The 20,617-nt window shown below is 70.5% G+C and carries 16 protein-coding genes; 8 read left to right on the forward strand and 8 right to left on the reverse strand.

The window, feature by feature from the left end; all coding sequences use genetic code 11:
- Positions 1–143 precede the first annotated feature (143 nt).
- The gene (locus tag VNR19_RS15965; protein WP_325728262.1) at positions 144–1,571 is read left to right on the forward strand and encodes an amidohydrolase family protein; all 1,428 of its coding nucleotides are present in this window, start codon (positions 144–146) and stop codon (positions 1,569–1,571) included.
- Between the two features lie 91 nt (positions 1,572–1,662).
- Here the strand turns inward: VNR19_RS15965 and VNR19_RS15970 are convergent, their stop codons facing one another.
- Positions 1,663–3,906, reverse strand: coding sequence for a glycoside hydrolase family 3 C-terminal domain-containing protein (locus tag VNR19_RS15970; RefSeq protein ID WP_325728263.1), 2,244 nt, complete (start codon positions 3,904–3,906; stop codon positions 1,663–1,665).
- A 35-nt stretch (positions 3,907–3,941) separates the two neighbouring features.
- Here VNR19_RS15970 and VNR19_RS15975 point away from each other — a divergent pair, with 35 nt between their 5' ends.
- A complete protein-coding gene (locus tag VNR19_RS15975) occupies positions 3,942–5,519 on the forward strand; it encodes a carboxylesterase/lipase family protein (RefSeq protein ID WP_325728264.1) in 1,578 nt (525 codons plus the stop codon).
- Between the two features lie 82 nt (positions 5,520–5,601).
- Here the strand turns inward: VNR19_RS15975 and VNR19_RS15980 are convergent, their stop codons facing one another.
- The 4 genes from VNR19_RS15980 to lplAB form a co-directional block, all read right to left on the reverse strand.
- Positions 5,602–6,456: a putative endonuclease domain-containing protein gene (locus tag VNR19_RS15980; RefSeq protein WP_325728265.1), complete on the reverse strand. Its 855-nt coding sequence runs from the start codon at positions 6,454–6,456 to the stop codon at positions 5,602–5,604.
- A gap of 214 nt (positions 6,457–6,670) precedes the next feature.
- Positions 6,671–7,657: an LLM class F420-dependent oxidoreductase gene (locus VNR19_RS15985; protein WP_325728266.1), complete on the reverse strand. Its 987-nt coding sequence runs from the start codon at positions 7,655–7,657 to the stop codon at positions 6,671–6,673.
- 5 nt (positions 7,658–7,662) lie between these two features.
- Positions 7,663–8,550 (reverse strand): DNA-methyltransferase, encoded by an 888-nt coding sequence (locus VNR19_RS15990; protein ID WP_325728267.1) that lies wholly within the window; start codon positions 8,548–8,550, stop codon positions 7,663–7,665.
- Positions 8,547–9,596, reverse strand: a complete 1,050-nt coding sequence (lplAB, locus tag VNR19_RS15995; protein WP_325728268.1) for a lipoate-protein ligase LplAB — start codon at positions 9,594–9,596, stop codon at positions 8,547–8,549. The genes VNR19_RS15990 and lplAB overlap by 4 nt, the downstream gene beginning before the upstream one ends.
- A 239-nt stretch (positions 9,597–9,835) precedes the next feature.
- Between lplAB and VNR19_RS16000 the strand changes: the two genes are divergently transcribed.
- Positions 9,836–11,266: a DEAD/DEAH box helicase gene (locus VNR19_RS16000; RefSeq protein ID WP_325728269.1), complete on the forward strand. Its 1,431-nt coding sequence runs from the start codon at positions 9,836–9,838 to the stop codon at positions 11,264–11,266.
- A gap of 34 nt (positions 11,267–11,300) precedes the next feature.
- Here the strand turns inward: VNR19_RS16000 and VNR19_RS16005 are convergent, their stop codons facing one another.
- Together VNR19_RS16005 and VNR19_RS16010 are read right to left on the reverse strand one after the other, a co-directional pair.
- Positions 11,301–12,887 carry a glycoside hydrolase family 6 protein gene (locus tag VNR19_RS16005; RefSeq protein ID WP_325728270.1) on the reverse strand — a complete coding sequence of 529 codons (1,587 nt, stop codon included), beginning with the start codon at positions 12,885–12,887 and terminating at the stop codon, positions 11,301–11,303.
- Between the two features lie 130 nt (positions 12,888–13,017).
- Positions 13,018–13,872 (reverse strand): alpha/beta hydrolase, encoded by an 855-nt coding sequence (locus tag VNR19_RS16010; RefSeq protein WP_325728271.1) that lies wholly within the window; start codon positions 13,870–13,872, stop codon positions 13,018–13,020.
- Positions 13,873–14,005: 133 nt separating this feature from the next.
- Here VNR19_RS16010 and VNR19_RS16015 point away from each other — a divergent pair, with 133 nt between their 5' ends.
- Positions 14,006–14,392, forward strand: coding sequence for a MarR family winged helix-turn-helix transcriptional regulator (locus VNR19_RS16015; protein WP_325728272.1), 387 nt, complete (start codon positions 14,006–14,008; stop codon positions 14,390–14,392).
- A complete protein-coding gene (locus VNR19_RS16020; RefSeq protein ID WP_325728273.1) occupies positions 14,389–15,825 on the forward strand; it encodes an MFS transporter in 1,437 nt (478 codons plus the stop codon). The genes VNR19_RS16015 and VNR19_RS16020 overlap by 4 nt, the downstream gene beginning before the upstream one ends.
- Positions 15,826–15,841: 16 nt before the next feature.
- On the opposite strand, the gene VNR19_RS16025 is transcribed toward VNR19_RS16020, so the two are convergent.
- A complete protein-coding gene (locus tag VNR19_RS16025; protein WP_325728274.1) occupies positions 15,842–16,861 on the reverse strand; it encodes a LacI family DNA-binding transcriptional regulator in 1,020 nt (339 codons plus the stop codon).
- Between the two features lie 159 nt (positions 16,862–17,020).
- Between VNR19_RS16025 and VNR19_RS16030 the strand changes: the two genes are divergently transcribed.
- The 3 genes from VNR19_RS16030 to VNR19_RS16040 are packed head-to-tail and all read left to right on the forward strand — an operon-like array spanning position 17,021 to position 20,612.
- Positions 17,021–18,526, forward strand: a complete 1,506-nt coding sequence (locus VNR19_RS16030; RefSeq protein WP_325728275.1) for a sugar ABC transporter ATP-binding protein — start codon at positions 17,021–17,023, stop codon at positions 18,524–18,526.
- 23 nt (positions 18,527–18,549) lie between these two features.
- Entirely contained in the window at positions 18,550–19,560 is a 1,011-nt protein-coding gene (locus VNR19_RS16035; protein ID WP_414684196.1) for an ABC transporter permease, read from the forward strand.
- On the forward strand, positions 19,557–20,612 hold the full coding sequence (locus VNR19_RS16040) for an ABC transporter permease (protein ID WP_325728276.1): 1,056 nt from the start codon (positions 19,557–19,559) through the stop codon (positions 20,610–20,612). The genes VNR19_RS16035 and VNR19_RS16040 overlap by 4 nt, the downstream gene beginning before the upstream one ends.
- Positions 20,613–20,617 lie beyond the last annotated feature (5 nt).

A 20,617-nucleotide genomic window follows, 5' to 3' on the forward strand; every position in this document is an offset into this window, starting at 1 on the left:
TGGACAGCAGTGTCCAGCATTGCTTAACCTGAGTCAAGTTGGACCGGGTCGGCCCGAGCACGGTCTCGCGTGCCGATCGACGGCGACGGCGCGGTGCGACGACGCACCGCCGCACGGCGGCAATCAAGGAGGATGAGCCTCACATGACCGGCACTCCCGCACCGAACCAGCCGATCGTCTTCCGAGACGGAATCGTGCTGACGATGGACGACTCCCACACGGTGCTTCCCGAGGGCGACGTGCTCGTGGTCGACGGCAAGATCGCGGACGTCGGCGTCGACCTGCAGGTGCCCGAGGGCACGTTCGAGATCGACGCCAAGCGGGGCATCGTCATGCCCGGCATGGTCGACACGCATCGTCACATGTGGCAATCGGCGATGCGCGCGTACGGCGCGGACTGGACCCTCACGCAGTACTTCGTCTGGTACTACCTCGAGCACGGCATGAAGTTCCGGCCCGAGGACGTCGCGGCCGGCAACCTCATCTCCGGACTCGACGCCGTCGAGGCCGGGGTCACGACGAGCGTCGACTGGTCGCACGGCCTGCGCACGCCCGACCACGGCGAAGCCGCCCTCGAAGCGCTCGCGTCCTCCCCCGGCCGCTTCGTGCTCGCGTACGGCAACCTCGCGGGAGCGCCGTGGGAGTGGTCGCAGGACCCGGCCGTCCGCGCGATCATCGAGAAGGCCCGCGACACGCTCTTCGGTGCGCAGATCGCCTTCGACGTGCCGGGCGACGAGAGCTTCCCGGAAGCCCCCGCGTTCGCCCTCGCGCGCGATCTCGGGCTCGCCGTCACGACGCACGCCGGCGTGTGGGGTGCGACCAACGACAACGGCATCCGTCTCATGTACGACAACGGCGCGATGCAGCCCGGCTACATCTACGTGCACGCGGCGACGCTGAGCGACGAGTCGTACCAGAAGATCGCGGCGACCGGCGGGAGCGTCTCGCTCGCGACCGAGAGTGAGATGACCTGTGGTCAGGGCTACCCGCCCGCGTTCGCGCTGCGCAAGCACGGGATCCCCGCGTCGATGTCGATCGACACGAGCGTGTGGTTCAGCGCCGACATGTTCTCGGCGATGCGCACGACGATCGGCTCCGACCGTGCGCTCGAGCACTACATCGCGCATCAGAAGGATGAGACCGTCACGCACGCGACGATCCGCGTCGAGGAGGTCGTCGACTGGGCGACGCGCGGCGGCGCGAAGGCCCTCGGAAAGTGGGACCAGATCGGTAGCCTCGAGAAAGGCAAGCTCGCCGACGTCGTGCTCATCAAGAACGACGATTCGCCCACGATGGTGCCGATCGTCAACCCGTACGGGCACATCGTCTACCAGGCGGGCCGCGGCGACGTGCACACCGTGCTCGTGGGCGGCGAGCCGGTCAAGTTCGAGGGTAAGCTGCGCGCGGGCGACCTGCCGGGCGTGCGGACGAAGCTCGAGAACACGATCGAGTACCTCAAGGGCGAACTCGGCGAGGAGACCTGGAAGGCGGGCATGAACCCCGAGATCCCCGAGGTCGAGATCCTCAGCAACCCCTATCAGTACCGCAAGGGCGAGGCGGCTCCGGCCTGACCTCGCGTCCGGTGCGAGTCGCCGGAAGACGACGGTTGCCCCGGCCCGACGAAGTGCCAGGGCATCCGCGTCTCGTCCGCAGCCTGCACGGCTACGACGCGTTGCCCATCGCGATGAGGCCCTCGACCATCTCGCTCGTGACGCCGACGCCGGGGAACCGCGCGAGCCGACCGAGCGGGAAGGACTCCATCATCTTGACGAGCCCCTCGTCGAGCTGCCCGCCGCCGACCATCGACTCCATGGCCTGACGAACGAACGGGCCGACGACCGGGTGCGCGAGCACCTCGCCCACCGATGAATCGAGGGTGAGCGGCATCCGGATCGGGTCTCCGTCGATCTCGAGGGTCGTCGTCGCGCGCACATCGCGGCTCGACGCGCCCACGTCGAAGGAGTAGGCGCCGCCCTCGACGACCCAGCCACCTGTGCGGATGTCCCAGTACGCGAGGTCCTTGCGCCGGACCGTGACGACGACTTCGCGCGTCTCGCCCGCATCGAGCGCGACCGACGCGAACGCCTTGAGCTCACGGGGCGGACGCTGCACGGACGATACCGGCAGCGACGTGTAGACCTGGACGATCTCGCGGCCGGCGACCGGACCGGTGTTCGTCACGGCCACTGCGACCTCGATGTCGCCGTCGGCGGTCACGACCGCCGACGCGTCTCCGTACGCGAACGTCGTGTACGAAAGGCCGTGCCCGAACGGGAACGCGACCTCGAGGTCTTTCGCGTCGTACCACCGGTATCCGACGAGCAGACCCTCGCCGTAGCGGACGTGCCCGAACTCGCCGGGGAAGTTCCCATACGACGGATTGTCCTCGAGCCGGAGCGGGATCGTCTCGGTGAGCTTCCCCGATGGGTTGACGACGCCGTACAGCACGTCCGCCGTCGCACCGCCGCCGGCCTGACCGAGCAGCCACCCCTCCACGATCGCGGGCACGCGGTCGGCGAACGGGAGCGCGACGACGCCGCCGTTCGACAGCACCACGACCGTGCGCGCGTTCGCGGCGAGGACGGCGTCGAGCAATGCCAGCTGGTCGGCCGGGAGGTCGATGCTCCCGCGGTCGAAGCCCTCGGACTCGTCGGTCGCGGGGAGCCCGAGGAACACGACGGCGACGTCGGCGGCGGATGCGGCGGCCACCGCCTCGTCGCGGCGCGCGGTCGCGGCATCCGGGTCTTCCCCCGTCTCGGTCTCGAGGGTGAACCCCGGCGCGAACACCACCTCACCCGTCGACAGCGCCCGCAACTCGTCGAGCGCGGTGTCGAGGCGCGTCGGGTTGATGAGCGACGAGCCGGCGCCCTGGTAGCGCGGGGTGCGCGCGAACTCGCCGATGACGGCGATCTTCGCGTCGCGGGCGAGCGGCAGCAGCGCGCCGGCGTTCTTGAGCAGCACGATCGAGCGGCCCGCCGCTTCGCGGGCGAGCGCGTGATGCGCGTCGACGTCGAGCGGACCCTGGACGACCGGGCGCCGCCGGACCTTGCGCACGAGATCGAGCACGCGATCGGCGGCGGTGTCGAGCGTGGACTCGTCAAGTGCGCCGTCGCGCACCGCTGCGACGAGCTGCGCATCGGTGAGGCCGCCGCTCGACGGCATCTCGAGGTCGAGTCCGGCGGGAAGTCCCGCGACACGGTCGTTCACCGCACCCCAGTCCGAGACGACGAGCCCCTCGAAGCCCCACTCATCGCGGAGCACGCTCGTGAGCAGCCACGGATCCTCCGAGGCGAACACGCCGTTGATGCGGTTGTAGGAGCACATGACGGTCCACGGCTGCGCATCCTCGACGACGCGCTCGAACCCGCGCAGATAGATCTCGCGCAACGGGCGCGGATCGATGTCGGCCGACACGCGCATGCGGTCGTGCTCCTGGTTGTTCGCGGCGAAATGCTTGAGCGATGCGCCGACGCCCCGCGACTGGAGGCCGCGCACCATCGCAGCTCCCAGCACCCCGGAGACGACGGGATCCTCCGAGAAGTACTCGAAGTTGCGGCCGCACAGCGGCGAGCGCTTGATGTTGATGCCCGGACCGAGCACCACGGCGACGTTCTCGATCGCGGCCTCGACGGCGATCGCCTCGCCCACCCGCTCCACGAGCTCGGGGTCGAACGACGACCCGAGCCCGACGGCCGGCGGGAAGCACGTGGCAGGAGTGCTGCCGGTCAGGCCGAGGTGGTCGGCGGCCTCGGTCTGCTTGCGAAGGCCGTGCGGACCGTCGGTCATCATGATCGAGGGCACGCCGGCCCGCTCGACGGACTTCGTCGTCCAGAAGTCGGCGCCGCTGGTGAGCGACGCCTTCTCTTCGAGCGTGAGGTCGGCGGCGGTGGGGATCGCATCTGTCATGTGCTCATCCTCGCGTCGCCGCATACGCTCGTGCCATGCCTTTCGCCGGACCACCTTCAGAAGACGTCGACTCCGCAGCCGTCTCGGAGGGCGGGGCCGTCGCCGGACCCGTCGTGCGCATCGCGCCCGGAGCCGTCCGCGGCATGTGGCGCGGCAAGCCGGGTGAGCCCGGGGCATCCGCCGCGTTCTTCGGGATCCCCTTCGCGAAGCCACCGGTCGGCGACCTCCGCTTCGAAGCTCCCGAGCCGCCGGACCCGTGGGACGGCGTGCGCGACGCAGTCACCTACGGGCCGACCCCCCTGCGCGGGCCGCAGCCCGAGGTGACGCTCATCCCCGAGCCGTCCGTTCCCGGCGAGTCGACGCTCAACGTGAACGTGTTCACGCCCCGGCCGGGCGACGCGGACGCGAAACTGCCCGTGCTCGTGTGGATCCACGGCGGCGGTTACATCGCCGGCTCGCCTGCCAGCCCCTGGTACGACGGTCGCGCGTTCAATCGCGACGGCATCGTCACGGTCTCGGTGTCGTACCGCCTGGGCTTCGACGGCTTCGGACACATCGACGGGGCGCCCGCCAACCGCGGCGTGCGCGACTGGATCGCCGCCCTCGAGTGGGTGCGCGACAACATCGCGGCGTTCGGCGGCGACCCCGGTCGGGTGACGATCGCCGGACAGTCGGCGGGCGGCGGCGCAGTGCTGACCCTGCTGGGCCTGCCCGCCGCGCAGCACCTTTTCCACGCGGCGTGGTCGATGTCGGGCGCGCTCGGGGATGTCTCGCGCAAGCGCGCGGAGGAGCGCGCCGACAAGCTCGCGCGTCTCGCGAACATGGCCCCCACGCGTTCCGGCTTCGCGTCGGTCGACGAGGAGAAGCTCCTGGCGCTGCAGAGCGACGCCGCGTCGCCCGAGTCCCGCAACCGGCTCGCGGCGGCCAACCTGCTGCTCGACGAGGGCCCCTCGTGGGGACCGATGGTCGACGGCGAGCTGCTGAAGCAGCCGACGCCCGACTCGATCCGGGACGGCGTCGGAGCGGACAAGCCGCTCGTGCTCGGCGCCACGGACGACGAGTTCACGATGCTGCTCGACCGAGCCAGGACAAGCATGCGGTTCGTCCCCGCCTCGCTCGCGCTCAGCAGGCTCGGGCTCGACCGGGCGAGGCGCCGCGCGTACATCGCCGCGAACGCGGAGCAGCACCGCAAGGGCAATGCCGCGCTCGTCGGCCGATACGTGAGCGACCGCGCGTTCCGCTCGACGGTGGTCCGTGTCGCGGCCGCGCGCACCGCGGCGAAGTCGGATGCCCCCACGTGGGTCTACCGCTTCACGTGGACGTCGCCCACGATCGGGTGGGCGTGCCATTGCCTCGACGTGCCGTTCTGGTTCGACTGCCTCGACGCCGAACGGGTCGACGCCCTTGCGGGCGCCGAACCTCCGCAGGCTCTCGCCGACGCCGTGCACGGCGCAGCGGTCCGTCTCATCCGCGGCGAGGATCCGGGGTGGACGCCGTGGTCGGCGCGCCCCGGCGCGACGAGGATGTTCGGCGCGGCATCCGGCCCCGAGGTCGACCCCGACGGCTACGCGAGCGTGCGCCCCCTCGTGGCGGAGGAGCCGCCGCGACGGTGATCGTCGTCGTGGTGAAAGCGTCGGGCTGAACCGCGGGGTTCGCGCGGGTCATCGCACCGGATGCCTGATCGAGCCCGACGCTTCACCGACGACCGCGCCCGCGGGCGCGGAGCAGTCCTGCCAGCGCAGCCCGAACCTCCTCCGGACGCCACATGATGTCTTCGGCGATCGGACGATAGGTGACGTAGCCGAGGGCGGCCGCGGCTTGATCGCGTCGGCGGTCGCGACGCTGGTCTTCCCACGTCGAGTGGAACGCTTCGCTGTCGCACTCGACGATCAGCCAGCCGTCGACGACGAAGTCCACTCGGCCGACACCGTGGATCCGAACCTGAACGTCGAACTTCGCTCCGAGCGAGCGGAGCATCAGCCGCACCAAGGTCTCGGGACCGGATTCGGCCCGGGGGTCGATGAGCTTGCGGAGGACCGCGTGACGTCGCGGGAGCTGCCGGAACAGCTCGTCCAGGTCGTCGGGATGCAGGACACCGAGATGCAACGCGGAGTCGAGCGTCGCAACGGCGGCACGCGGGGGCTGGCAGCGGATCGCCTGCAGGACGGCGTCGAACGCCTCGACGGACGTCGCGCCCGGCGGTGGCATTCGACGCAGACGGTCCCAGTGGCGTCGCACGGGACGGGAGAGGACCGGCGGACGGCGGCGGTTGTCATGGAGGTGGACGTGAAGCGTGGACTGATCGAGTACGAACACCCCGCGCCGGGCCAGTTCCGATACGCACGTGAGCCGGCCGCCCAGCGCACACGCGTCGATCGTGTCAGCGGGCACCCAGGGTGGCAGGTACGCGTTCGGTCGTGGTTTGCGCAGTCGCCCGTCGGCGACTGCCGCGGCAAGCCGCCGGTCGGTCCATCCTGCGTCCAGCAGCGCGCGGCGGGTGAGGAACCGAGGAGCCGTCATCGTGCTCGCGTCGCGGGACGAAGGGGTCATCCCCCGACCGTGCGACAGGCGTCGGGCCGAGTCCCTCCGAACGGGGTCGGCTGTGAGTGATCGGCCGCCCCGGCGGCGCTGGGGAGGGCCGGTCGTCGTGCCGACAGGCCGCCTGGAGCGCCGCGACGTGAAAGCGCCGGGTCCAAACGGCCGAAACGTCCCTGCTACGGACCCGTCGGCTCAATCGGGCCCGGCGCTTTCACCCGGAAGCCGCTCACGCGAGCGCCGGGATGACCTCGCGCTCGAACAACTCGACGCCCGAGCGGTCGTATGCGTGCTCGGGGAAGTAGTGGATCGCGTACTGCAGGCCTCGCTCGCGCATGTCGGCGAGTCGTTCGACGATCTGCTCGGGCGTGCCGACGAGTCCGCGGCCCGAGCGGTACTCGCCCATGACCCGCTCGGTCTGGTCGCCGAGGTGCGGGCGAAGCCGCTCCGCGATGCGGTCAAGCCGCTCGTCGACGTTCTTCTCGGTCTCGCCGATCACGGTCATGAAGTTCGCGCTGAGGGTGATCTCGGACGGGTCGCGCCCGAGCGTCCTGCAGTGACCCTCGAGCACCGACTTCTTGTGCGAGAACTCCTCCGGGTCGGACGACCAGTTCGCGTAGTCGGCGTACTTCGCGGCGATCTTCAGGGTGACCTTCTCGCCCCCGCCGGCAATCCACATCGGGATGCCGCCCTCCTGCAGCGGGAGCGGCCGCACGATCGCGCCGTCGACCCGGTAGTGCTTGCCGTCCAGGGTCGCCGTGCCGGTCGACCACGCCTGACGCATGATCTGCACCCCCTCGTCGAGGCGCGCGAGCCGCTCGCCGATCGGCGGGAACCCGTACCCGTACGCGCGCCACTCGTGCTCGTACCACCCGCCGCCGATGCCCATCTCGGCACGCCCGCCCGAGACGATGTCGACCGTCGCCGCGACCTTCGCGAGATACGCGGGGTTGCGGTAGCTCATGCACGTGCACATCTGACCGAGACGGATGCGGTCGGTCGATGCCGCGAACGCCGCCATGAGCGTCCACGCCTCGTGCGTCGCCTCTTCGCTCGGAACCGGCGTCGTGTGGAAGTGGTCGTACACCCACAGGGACTCCCACGGGCCCTCGTCGGCGCGCTGGGCGAGCTCGCGCATGACGCGCCAGTGGTCGGCGGGATCGATGCCGACGAGGTCGAATCGCCAGCCCTGGGGGATGAAGGTTCCGAATCGCATGGGCCTCAGCCTATGACCCGGGCGTGGGGCATCCGTCTCCTCATGATCTCGATCGCCTCGGGGTTGTCGTCGACGAGCACGGCGTCGCGTCCGAGAGCCGACGCGACCGCTCCCGTGGTGCCGCTGCCCGCGAAGAAGTCGAGCACGCGGTCGCCCGGACGGCTCGACGCCTGCACGATGCGGCGGAGGACGCCCTCGGGCTTCTGGGTCGGGTAGCCGGTCTTCTCGCGTCCGGTCGTCGGCACGATCGTGTGCCACCACACGTCGGTGGGGAGCTTGCCGCGCTCGGCCTTCGCCGCGGTCACGAGCCCGGGCGCCATGTACGGCTCGCGGTCGACGGCGGCGGAGTCGAACCAATACCGTGCGGGGTCCTTCACGTACACGAGGATCGTGTCGTGCTTGGTCGGCCACCGGCGCCTGCTCTTGCCGCCGTAGTCGTACGCCCAGATCAGCTCGTTGAGGAAGCGCTCGCGCCCGAACAGCGCGTCCATGAGGACCTTCGCGTAGTGCGCCTCGCGGTAGTCGAGGTGCAGGTACAGGGTGCCGTCGTCGGCGAGCAGCCGCCACGCCTCGGTGAGCCGCGGCTCGAGGAAGCCCCAATAGTCGTCGAAGCGGTCGTCGTACGTGCGCAGATCGCCGCGCAGCCGCTCGTACTCGCGACCGTGGAAGCCGCGACGCACGACACCCACCGCATCCGTATCGCGCGCCGCGCCCACCGCGCGCACCACGCGCGCCGTCTCGACCGCTCTCTGCTGCGGTCGGCCGGTGTTGAACGGCGGATCGAGGTAGATCAGGGTGAACGACGCGTCGGCGAAGTCGCGGATCACGGTGAGGTTGTCACCGTGATGGATCTCGACCGCGCCGGGCTGCGGTGCGGCGACCGCCTCGGTCATGGCACGCGGTTCAGCCAGGCGTCCGTCGCGAACTTCGACCGGACGAGCTCCGCCGCCTCGGCGTACTCGTCCTCGGTGATGTGGCCGGGAACGGCGCCGTAGAGGTTCGCGAACGTCTCCTTGAGCTTCTCGATGATCGCCTCGCGCGAGAGCCCGGTCTGGCGGCGGAGCGGATCGACGCGCTTCGCGGCCGACACGGTGCCCTTGTCGCTGAGCTTCTCGCGTCCGATGCGCAGCACCTCGGTCATGACCTGGCCGTCCATGTCATACGAGAGGGTCGCGTGATGCAGCACTCCCCCGTTCGCGAGGCGCTTCTGCGCCGCGCCGCCGATCTTGCCCTGCGGCGAGGCGATGTCGTTGAGCGGCTGGTAGGTCGCGTCGACGCCGATCGAGCGGAGCGCCTGCAGCACCCAGTCGTCGAGGAACGCGTACGAGTCGGCGAACGTCATGCCCGCGACCAGTGACGACGGCACGTAGAGCGAGTACGTGACGATGGAGTTCGCCGCCATGAGCATCGCTCCGCCGCCCGAGATGCGACGCACGACGTCGAAGCCGTGCCGGGCCGCGCCCTCGGGATCGACCTCGTTCTTGACGGACTGGAACGAGCCGATGACGACGGCGGACTCGTTCCACTCCCACAGCCGCAGCGTCGGATTGCGGCGGCCGTCGCCCACGCGCGCCGTGAGGACCTCGTCGAGCGCGAGGTTCATGCGCGGCGACACGGGAGCCTCGTGCACGATCTCCCACTGGAACTCGCGCCAGCCGGGCGCGGTCACGAGCGCGCGGCGCACCGCGGTGCCGACCGCCTCGGGCGTGAATCCGAGCAGCTGGGCGCCATCGGGGAGGGCTGAGCGCACCGCGGCGGCGATGGTCGCGGCATCCGCCTCGATCGGGAGCCCGGTCACCGCCGCGTCGATGTCGTCCAGCGCGGTGTCGGGTTCGAGGAAGAAGTCACCCGAGAGGTGGAAGCCGGCGATGCGGCCGTCCTGCTCCTCGAAGTCGACGACGACGAGCTTGCCGCCGGGAACCTTGTACTCACCGTGCATGGGGACAACCCTATTGCGGCCTCTTGCGGCGCCCGAACCGTCGTGCTGTCAGCGACCGCCCGGCGGGGACTGGTACGGTGGATGCCGCGGCTCACTCTGAACCGCTGCGTCGTCGTCACGCTCCCCGGCCATCTTTGCGGCCGCGGCTCTTTTCGAACGGCGAACCGATGCGCGAACCCGCGCCGTCGCCACCTCTCGCACCGCCGATCCCGCGTGTGTGCGTCTGCATGAAAGCATCCATGTCTTCTTTCCTCTCTCTCGGCGTGCCCGAGAACCTCGCCGCCGTGCTCGAAGCCGACGGCAAGACCCAGCCCTTCCCGATCCAGCGCGACACGCTCCCCGACTCGCTCGCGGGTCGTGACGTGCTCGGCCGCGGCCGCACCGGCAGCGGCAAGACGATCGCCTTCGCGCTGCCGCTCGTCGCGCGCCTCGCGGGCGGTCGGCGTCGGCCGTCGCATCCGCGCGGCCTCGTGCTGGCGCCCACGCGCGAGCTCGCGACACAGATCGCGGCGACGGTGAAGCCGTTGGCGGATGCCGCGGGACTTCGCGTCACGACGGTGTTCGGCGGCGTCGGCCAGCGTCCGCAGGAGCAGGCGCTCCGCGCGGGCGTCGACATCGTCGTCGCGTGCCCCGGCCGCCTCGAGGACCTCATGAAGCAGGGCATCGTGAACCTCGGCGACGTCGAGATCACGGTGCTCGATGAGGCCGACCACATGGCCGACCTCGGCTTCCTCCCCGGCGTGACCCGCATCATGAGCGCGACGCCGCAGCGCGGCCAGCGCCTCCTGTTCAGCGCGACGCTCGACCGCGGCGTCGACGTGCTCGTCAAGCGCTTCCTGCGCGACGAGGTCCGCCACGAGGTCGACGAGTCGAGCGTGCCGCAGGGCGTCATGACGCACCGCGTGTTCGTCGTCGAGACCGAGGAGAAGAACGCGCTCGTCCGCCACCTCGCGTCGGGCCTCGGACGACGGATCCTCTTCACCCGCACGAAGCACCAGGCGAAGAAGCTCGCGAAGCAGCTGACGGCCGCCGGCATCCCCGCAGTCGACCTGCACGGCAACCTCGGCCAGAACGCGCGCGAGCGCAACCTCGCCGCGTTCGGCGCCCCCACCGAGAACGGCGGCGTGCGCGTGCTCGTCGCGACGGATGTCGCCGCCCGCGGCGTGCACGTCGACGACGTCGAGCTCGTGGTGCACGTCGACCCGCCCGTCGAGCACAAGGCGTACCTGCACCGTTCGGGCCGCACCGCCCGCGCCGGCGCGGAGGGTCTCGTCGTCACGGTCGCGCTCGACGCGCAGCGCCACGAGGTCAAGGACCTCCTGCGCAAGGCTCGCGTCACCGCCCCGCTCGAGCCCGTGACGGCCGCGCACGCCGCGGTCGCGGAGCTCGTGGGCGAGCGCGCGCCGCACGTGAAGCCCGCCCCTCCCGCACAGCAGCGCCCGCAGCAGCAGCGCCCGGCGGCCAAGAAGAAGCCGAAGACGGATGCCGCGACAACCGCCTCCGGTCCGAGCGGCCGTTCGCGCGGCCGGCGCGGCGGCTCGTCGTCGAAGTCGGCCACGGCGCACGGCTCGACTCCCACGGCTCCGCGGGCGGCGGGTCAGCGCTTCACGACGGGCAGCACGGTGGATGACATCCGCCGTGCCGGCACCCGTCGTCGCGCGCGCGGCTGATCCCACGAGAGAGCGGGGGCGGTGCCCTCCCCCGTCAGGAGGTGCAGGCGCGTCCGTCGACGCGAAGCTGCCACGGCTCGATCGGAGCGCCCTTGGCGTGGATCACCGTGTCGGGCGCGTTGCCCTTGCCCTTGGTGGTGCCGCTGACCGTCACGAGTCCGCCCTCCTGCGTCACGGTCGCGTGCGTCGCGCCGGTGAAGACCTGGCCGTCGCGCACCGCGAACGACAGGGTCCAGGAGGTGCCGACCTGACCGGAGAGCCGCACCTGGGCGGAGAAGGCCTTGCCGCTGCCGTTCGCGCTCCAGTCGACGTAACAGTCGAGCGGCGCGAGCGGCGGGTTCGCCAGCGCGATCAGCTCACGGGCTTGCTCGACGAACCACTGGCCTGCGGCCGGGTCCTCCATGCCCCGCTCCGGGTCGAGCGGACCGCCCGTGCCCCGGTAGCACTTGCCGTCCGACTCGCCCGGCACCTTGATCCACAGGTGGGCGTCGACGAGTTCGTTGCCGGTGTCGGTCGTCGGAAGCACTCCGAGGCCGCGCCCGGGCGGGTTGCACCAGTCCTCGGGGTCGGAGTACACACCCGAAGGCGCCTGCCACGGACCCCGCCCGTTGCGGCTCGTGTCGATCACGAAGTGCGTCGACGGCTCGACGCCGCCCAGGATGAGCTCGTATCGGGAGTCGACTCCGGCGGTGTCGAGCGCCGGGTCGGGGTTGCCCGCGCTCCATTCGCCGAACGCCGACATCGTGACGCCGGTCCAGTCGTTGGCCGGGCCGCCGTTCCAGTACTGGTTGCCGCACTCGCCGAAGCCATCCGCGTTGATCTGCGCGATGTACGCGAGGCACGACGAGATCCATGTGCCATAGGCCGTGAGGTTGGCGGTGTAGTTGTAGTTCGACGCGTTCAGGAAGAACCCGTCTGCCTCCTGGACCCCCGCCTTCAGCAGGCGGTCGGTGATGTCGCCGACGTTGAGCCAGCTGGAGTGCGTGCCGTCGAGGTACACCGCGGTCGCCGGCAGTGCCGCGAGCGCGTCGACCGCGTAATTCAGCTGCTCGAAGCGGTCGGATGCCGCCGTGGCGGGGTTCAACTCGGCAGGCCGGCACCACTCGAGCGCGCCGTCGATGGTCGTGTACCACGGGATGATGCCGAGGCCGTCCGGTTCGAGGATCACCGTCGCCGGGCGGTCGCCGATGCCGGCCGCCAACCTGTCGATCCACGCCTGGTACGCGGCGGTGTCGAACGCCCCGCCCGCGGAGTACTGCGAGCAGTCGCGGAACGGCAGGTTGTAGGCGACGAGAACGGGCATCGCCCCCGAGGCAGCAGCCGCGGTGACGTACTCGTCGGCCCGGACGCGCACCTCGTCGGGCGACCCTTGTGTGAACCATTCCGCCGACGGGATGCTGCCGAGCAGTTGGGCGTCGGCACGCGCCTGTCCGCTGAGCCCCTGTGCCGCCTCGAGCGTCGTGCTCCATGGGTTGACGTACAGGTCGGAGCCGGCGAGCCCGTCGCCGACGTCTGCGACAGCTGCGCCGCCGATCGAGATCGCGGTTCCGGCGGCCAGTGCCGCGGCGCCGATGACAGCGAGCGTCCGCACGCCCGCGCGTCGGGGGATGGATGAGGTCATGCGCGTCCTCCAGGTGTCTTCGTCGACCCGCGCCACACCGTCGTGGCGCCGCGAGACCGGACCTCGCTCCCCTTGGGAGCGCTCCCACGACCTCGCTAAGAGTCAGAATGGCCCCGGGGGGCATCCGTCGTCAACGGGTGCGGTCGGCGAAGTGCCTCTCGAGCCACGCGAGCAGGTCTGCTCGCACGTCGGCCTGCATGGCCTCGTTGAAGATCTCGTGACGTGCGTCGGGGTACACGAGTGTCGTGACGTCGGTGAGTCCGGATCGCGTGCGGTAGGCGTCGGCGAGCCGGTGCACGCTGCGCGGGCCGCCGACCGTGTCGTCGCGCCCGACCATGAGCAGGATCGGGATGTCGCGGCCGAGGTCCTTGCGCGGGCGCCCGTAGAGGCGCGCGGCGTCGACGACGCCGAACAGCTGGAGCAGGGGCGTCGTCGTCGTGAGCGGATCCTCGATGAAGGCCTTCCCCACCGAGAGGTCGGACGACAGCCACTCGGTGCCCATCGCGTCCTTCGCCTTCCACGGCGCGTTGAGGTCGCCCGCGTTGAGCGATCCCGGCCACAGGAGGGCGGAACCGCTCAGCACGACGCCGTCGTAAGCCTCGGGATGGAGGTTGAGCAGCTTCTGCGCGAGGAACGATCCCCACGAGTGCCCGAGCATCACCAGCGGCAGGTCGGGGTTCTCGCTGCGGATGAGCTGCGTGAACTGCCACACCGCCGCGAGCGCCGCGGGCATGCCGCCGACGCCGAGCCGGCCGAGCTTGGACGCGTCGCCGCCGTGCTGTTTCATGCCGGTGCGCCCGTGGCCGCGATGGTCGTCGGCGTACACGGTGTACCCCTCGGCGGTGAGCGCCTCGATGACAGCGCCGTAGCGCCCCGCATGCTCGCCGACGCCGTGCAGCAGTTGGACGACCGCGCGGGGTGTCGTCTTGGCGGGGTGGACGTCGTAGACGATCGCGATGCCGTGTGCGTCCTCGAACTCGGGCATGCGGACGAGTCTAGGGCGGCCCGCGAATTTTACTTAACAAGGCTAATGAACTATGTTAAGTACCCTCATGCCGCATACCGAACAGTCCTCCCAGACAACCCCTGATCTGTCGAAAGAGGCGTCGGACCTCCGCATGGCGACCTTCCGTCTCTCGCGTCGCATGCGCTCCCAGCGCGCGGTCGACTCGATGAGCGACGGCCAGTTCACGGTGCTCGCGGTGCTCGCGGTCCACGGCCCGCACACGCTCGGCGAGCTCGCCGACCACGAGCGCGTGTCGGCACCCGCGATGAACCGCACCGTCAACTGCCTGCAGGAGCAGGGACTCGTCACGCGCACGGCCGACGCCAACGACGGCCGCAAGGTCGTGATCGATCTGACGGATGCCGGGCGAGCCGTCGTCGACGAGACGGTCAGCCGTCGCGACGCGTGGGTCGAGGCCGCACTCGCCGATCTCGAACCCGAAGAGCGCGAGATCCTGGCCAAGGCCGCCGAACTCATGCAGAGGATGGCCAGCCGATGAACTCGATGTTCCGATCCTTCGCGAGCTTCAACTACCGCGTCTGGTTCATCGGCGCGCTCGTCTCGAACGTCGGCCAGTGGATGCAGGCCACCGCGATCAGCTGGGTCGTGCTCACCGGCCTCACGCACAACGACGCCGGCGCGATGGGCGTCACGATGGCGCTTCAGTTCGCGCCCCCGCTTCTGCTCGTGAGCGTGACCGGGTGGGTCGCCGACCGCTTCGACCGCCGTCGACTGCTCCTGCTCACCCAGACCGTGCTCGGCGTGTTCGCCCTCGCGATCGGCGTGCTGATCTTCACCGAGGTGATGAACCTCTGGATCATGTACGGATTCGCGCTCGCGCTCGGCGTGGTCGCCGCGTTCGACAACCCCGCGCGCCAGGCGTTCGTGTCGGACCTCGTGACGCGCGAGAACGCCTCGAACGCGGTCGCACTCAACGCCGCGTCGTTCAACGGCGCGCGCATGATCGGTCCCGCCGTCGCGGGCGTCGTCATCGTGGCGATCGGCACCGGGTGGGTGTTCATCGCCAACGCGGCCACGTTCATCGCGATGATCGCGGCGCTCCTGCTCATCCGCACGCACGAGCTCATGCCCCGCGCGAAGGCGACCGGAGCCGCACGCCTCGCCGACGGATTCCGCTACGTCGCGCGCCGCCCCGACCTCGTCGTCGCCTTCGCGATGGTGTTCCTCATCGGCGCATTCGGCATGAACTTCCCGATCTTCGCGTCCACGATGGCGCTCGAGTTCGGGCGCGAGGCCGACGGCTTCGGCCTGCTGAGCTCGATCCTCGCGATCGGCTCGGTCGCCGGCGCGCTCATGGCCGCACGACGCGATGCCGCCCGCATCCGCGTTCTCATCGGAGGGACGCTGCTGTTCGCGGTCACCGCCGGAGTCTCGGCGTTCATGCCCTCCTACTGGCTGTACGCGGTGACGCTCATGGTCACGGGCTTCGCGGTCGTGACCATGATGACGACGGCGAACGGCTATGTGCAGACCACGACCGACCCCGCGCTGCGCGGTCGCGTGCTCGCGCTGTACATGGCGATCCTCATGGGCGGCACCCCGGTCGGCGCGCCCATCGTCGGGTGGGTCGCGGCGCAGTTCGGCCCGCGCGTCGCGATCGGCGTCGGCGCGGTCGCCGCGTTCGTCGCGTTCGCGATCGGGGCGATCTGGATGTCGGTGTCGGGGCGCGTGCGCCGGCACGAGTCCCGCCGCTTCGCCCTCACGATCGACGAGACGCGGCCGCTGTCGATCCTCACCACGTCGGTCCGGATCCCGCCACCGGCCACCGCCGCGGCTGCGGCTGCCGCCGGCGCCGCCGCGAAGGCCGAGCCCGAGCAGTTCAGCGACGAGGTCGCCTCGACCACGCCGATCCGCCTCCCGTCGGGCGACGGACAGGGCACGGCATCCGCCCGCCCCCGCCACGCGAGCTGACCCGCAGCAGGTCGGATCAGCCCGCGGTCGATGCGCGCACGACGAGCACCGGCTGGAACACGACATGCTCGCGCGGCTGCGCACCCTGCTGCTGCTCGAGCAGCAGGTCGACGGCGGTCGACCCGATGAGTGCGGCCGGTTGGCGCACCGAGCTGAGCGGGATGACCGCGGCGGCCGAGAAGTCGATGTCGTCGTAGCCGATGAGCGCGATGTCTTCCGGAACGCGCACCGTCCGGGACCCTTCGCCCGCGGAGGGCGACATCACGAGGCTCTGGAGCGCACCGAGCGCGAGCAGGTCGTTGGCGGCGAAGATCGCGTCGGGCCGGTCGGCGGGTGAGCGATCGCGGATGCCCTCACCCACGCGCCTGCCCTCTTCGACCGTCAGCGCGTCGGTGCCGATGAACTCGAGTCGGCCGCCGCCCGCCGCGACGGCGGCCTGCGCGCCGGCGAGGCGGTCGGAGACCTGGCGGATCGAGACCGGTCCTCCGACGAACGCGATGCGGCGGCGGCCGATCGAAAGGAGATGCTCCGCGGCGATGCGGCCGCCCTCGACGTCGTCCACGGCGACGGAGGCGAAGGCCGCGTCGTGCGACTCGCGGTCGACCAGCACGGTCGGGATGCCGCGCTCCTGCATGCGCCGCAGCCGCGGGAGGTTCTCGGCGACGGGGGTCACCAGCACGCCGAACATCCGCTGCTCCTCGAACAGATCGAGGTATGTCGCCTCACGGTGCTGCTTCTCGTCGCTGTTGGCGAGGAGCACCGACAGCCCGTGGTCGGCCGCGCGCTCCTCCGCCCCGCGGGCGACCTCGGTGAAGAACGGGTTGCGCACGTCCAGCACGATGAGCCCGATCGTGCGGCTGCGACCGGCCCGCAACTGGCGCGCGGCGTCGTTGCGCACGAAGCCGAGGCGCTCGATCGACGCCTGCACGCGGGCCACCGTCTCGGGCGCCACCTTCTCGGGCCGGTTGAGCACGTTCGACACCGTGCCCACCGAGACGCCCGCGTCATCGGCGACGTCCCGAACGCTGACCGCCATCGGTCACCTCCACCCTGGGTCGGCCGCGGATCGAGCTGATGAAACGAATCAGTCACGGTCGCGGCATCCGACTTGACGCCTTTCAGAACATAGCCTACTGTCGCATCGGCAGGGAATGAAACGATTCACTCCCTCAAAGACGAGAGTGGTGATGCCCCGGTGACCGCGACCCCCGCGCTCGAGCTCGCCGACGTCCAGAAGGCCTTCGGCTCGGTGATCGCCCTGAGGTCCGGCACGATCTCCGTCGACGCGGGCTCGATCCACGCGCTCGTCGGCGAGAACGGCGCCGGCAAGTCGACGCTCGTGAAGATCGTCGCGGGCCTCTACCAGCGCGACGCGGGCACGTTCCGCCTGCGCGGGGAGGACGTCGACTTCACCTCCACCGCGCAGTCGAAGGCCGCGGGCGTCGCCGTCATCTACCAGGAGCCGACGCTCTTCCCCGACCTGTCGGTCACCGAGAACATCTTCATGGGGCGCCAGCCCACGGGCCGCTTCGGCCGCATCGACCGCAAGGCCATGCGTCACGAGGTCGAGCGGCTGTTCACGCGCCTCGGTGTCGCGATCGACCCCGACCGCCTCGCCGAGGGCCTGTCGATCGCCGACCAGCAGGTGATCGAGATCGCGAAGGCGGTGTCGCTCGACGCGAGCCTGCTCATCATGGATGAGCCGACCGCCGCCCTGTCGGGTCGCGAGGTCGACCGACTGTTCGCGATCGCGCGCAGCCTGCGCGACGAGGGTCGCGCCCTGATCTTCATCTCGCACCGCTTCGACGAGGTGTTCGACCTGTGCGACACGATCACGGTCATGCGCGACGGCGCCTACATCGCCACGAGCGCGATCGCCGACACGAGCGTCGACGAGATCGTGCGGCAGATGGTCGGGCGCGAGGTCACCGAGCTGTTCCCGAAGCAGCCGACCGAGATCGGCGAGCCGCTTCTGGAGGTCGAGGGCCTCACGACCCCGGGTGTCTTCCACGACATCACGTTCACGGTGCGCTCGGGCGAGATCGTGGGACTCGCAGGGCTCGTGGGCGCGGGCCGCAGCGAGGTCGCGCGCGCCATCTTCGGTGTCGACTCCTACCGCGAGGGCACGGTGCGGATGCGCGGCAAGCCCATCCCGCAGGGCGAGCCGACCGCGGCGATGCGCGCCGGAATCGCGCTCGTGCCCGAGGACCGTCGCAAGCAGGGGCTCGTGATCGAGTCGGGCGTCGGCCGCAACATCACCCTTGCGATCCGCCGCGAGCTCGCCCGGTTCGGGCTGCTCACGACGACGATGGAGAACCGCGCCGCCGCCGTGTGGGCGAGCCGCCTCGAGGTGAAGGCGCAGGCGCTCGACACCGTCGCGGCGACGCTCTCCGGCGGCAACCAGCAGAAGGTCGTCCTCGCGAAGTGGCTCGCGACCAAGCCCGAGGTGCTCATCATCGACGAGCCCACCCGCGGCATCGACGTCGGCACGAAGGCCGAGGTGCACCGCCTGCTCTCGCAGCTCGCCGGCGAGGGCATGGGCATCCTCATGATCTCGTCCGAGCTGCCCGAGGTCCTCGGGATGGCCGACCGCGTGCTGGTCATGCGCGAAGGCCGCATCACCGCCGAGATCGACCGGGCCGACGCGACGAGCGAGAACGTCATGTACGCCGCGACCCACGCATCGGAGCAGCTCCAGTGACCACGACCCCTCCCACGACACGCATCCCCGTCTCGGGACTGACCAAGCGCATCAGCGCGCTCGGCCGTGCGCGAGAGCTCGGCATCCTCGTCGCGCTCGCCATCGTGGTCGTCGCGGCGACGGTCAAGAACCCGGCTTTCCTGTTCTCGAACGACGGCTGGCGCGACCTGCTGCTCACGCCGTCGATCCTCATGCTCGTGGCCGTCGGCCAGGCGATCGTCATCATCACGCGCAACGTCGACCTGTCGGTCGGCTCGGTCATCGGCCTCACCGCGTACCTCACGGGGCGCCTCTTCATCGACATGCCGTGGCTGCCGATCCCCGTCGTCGTTCTCCTCGCGGTGCTCCTCGGCGCGGTGCTCGGCCTCATCAACGGCGCGCTCGTCGCGTTCGCCCGCGTCCCGGCGATGGTGATCACACTCGGCACGCTGTACGCCTACCGCGGGATCAACGTGCTCTGGGCGGGCAGCACACGCGTCAACGCATCCGACATGCCGCGCGAGTTCCTCGCCGTCGGTACGGGCTCGATCCTGTGGATCCCGATCCTCACGATCGTCGCCCTCGTCGTGCTCGCGGCGGCGGCCTGGTACATGCGCAACACCCGCGGCGGCCGCGAGTACTACGCGATCGGCTCCGACCCGGCCGCGGCGGAGCTGTACGGCCTGCGCGTCACGCGCCGTGTGCTCACGGCGTTCGTCCTGTCGGGTGCACTCGCGGGCTTGGCGGGTGTCTTCTACGCCGCGCGCTACGGATCGGTGAGCTCGCAGGCCGGCGCCGGGTGGGAGCTCGACGCGGTGGGCGCAGCCGTCATCGGAGGCGTCGCCATCACGGGCGGCGTCGGATCGGTGTGGGGCGCGGCGATCGGCGCGGTGCTGCTCATGACGATCAACCGCGCGCTGCCGATCCTCGGCATCCCCGACTTCTGGCAGCGCGCCGTCGTCGGCGTGCTCATCATCGGCGCGATCGTGCTCGACCGCGTGCTCGCGGTGCGCCAGAGACGCCGGCTCATCGAGGCGAGGGACGACGAATCATGACGACGATGACCGGAACGACCCAGGCCACGCGCGTGATCCCGGGTCACGCGAAGCCGCTGTGGCGACGGATGCTGCTGACCCGCGAGTCCGCGATCATCGGGCTCCTCGTCCTCGTCGTGGCCGTGGCATCCGTCACGGTGCGCGGGTTCGGGCAGCCCATCACGCTCAATTACCTGCTGCTCGACATCGCGCCGATCCTGCTGATCGCGCTGCCGATGACGCTCATCATGGTCACCGGCGAGATCGACCTGTCGGTCGGCAGCATGGTCGGCCTCTCGAGCGTGGTGACCGGCGTTGCGGTGCAGGCGGGCATCCCCTTCGAGGCCGCGGCCGTCATCGCACTGCTCGTCGGCGTCGTCGGCGGGGCGTTCAACGGCTTCCTGGTGACCGTCGTCGGCCTGCCGTCGCTCGCGGTCACGATCGGCACGCTCGCGCTCTTCCGCGGTCTCGCCGTGGGCCTGCTCGGCACGACGGCCGTGACCGACTTCCCCGAGACGTGGACGGCCCTCGCGAAGGCTCGGATCGCGGGCACGACGATTCCGTACATCATGGTGCCCTTCCTGATCCTGCTCGTCGTGTTCGTGATCCTGCTGCACTTCACGCCGTTCGGCCGGGGCATCTATGCGATCGGACTCTCGAAGGACGCGGCGCGCTTCTCAGGCGTCGACGTCGAGCGCACGAAGTTCATCCTCTTCATGCTCGCCGGCCTCGTCGCCGCCTTCGCGGGCATCTTCTACACGCTCCGCTTCGGCAGCGCCCGCGGCGACAACGCGACCGGTCTCGAACTGCAGGTCATCGCGGCCGTCGTGCTCGGCGGGGTGTCGGTGTTCGGCGGGCGCGGAGCGCTGCACGGCGTGGTCGCGGCCGCGGTGCTCATCGGAGTCATCTCGAGCGCCCTCCGCCTCGCCAACATCACGTCCGACGTCATCAACATCGTCACCGGTGTGCTCCTCGTGCTCTCGGTCGTCGCGGCCAGCGTTCTCAACCGGCTTCAGCAGTCTCGTCGGCGCCCCGGCCGACCCCCACGCGTCACGGCCTCCACAGCAACATGACGAGG

Source organism: Microbacterium sp., from assembly GCF_035556355.1.
Classification (GTDB): domain Bacteria; phylum Actinomycetota; class Actinomycetes; order Actinomycetales; family Microbacteriaceae; genus Microbacterium.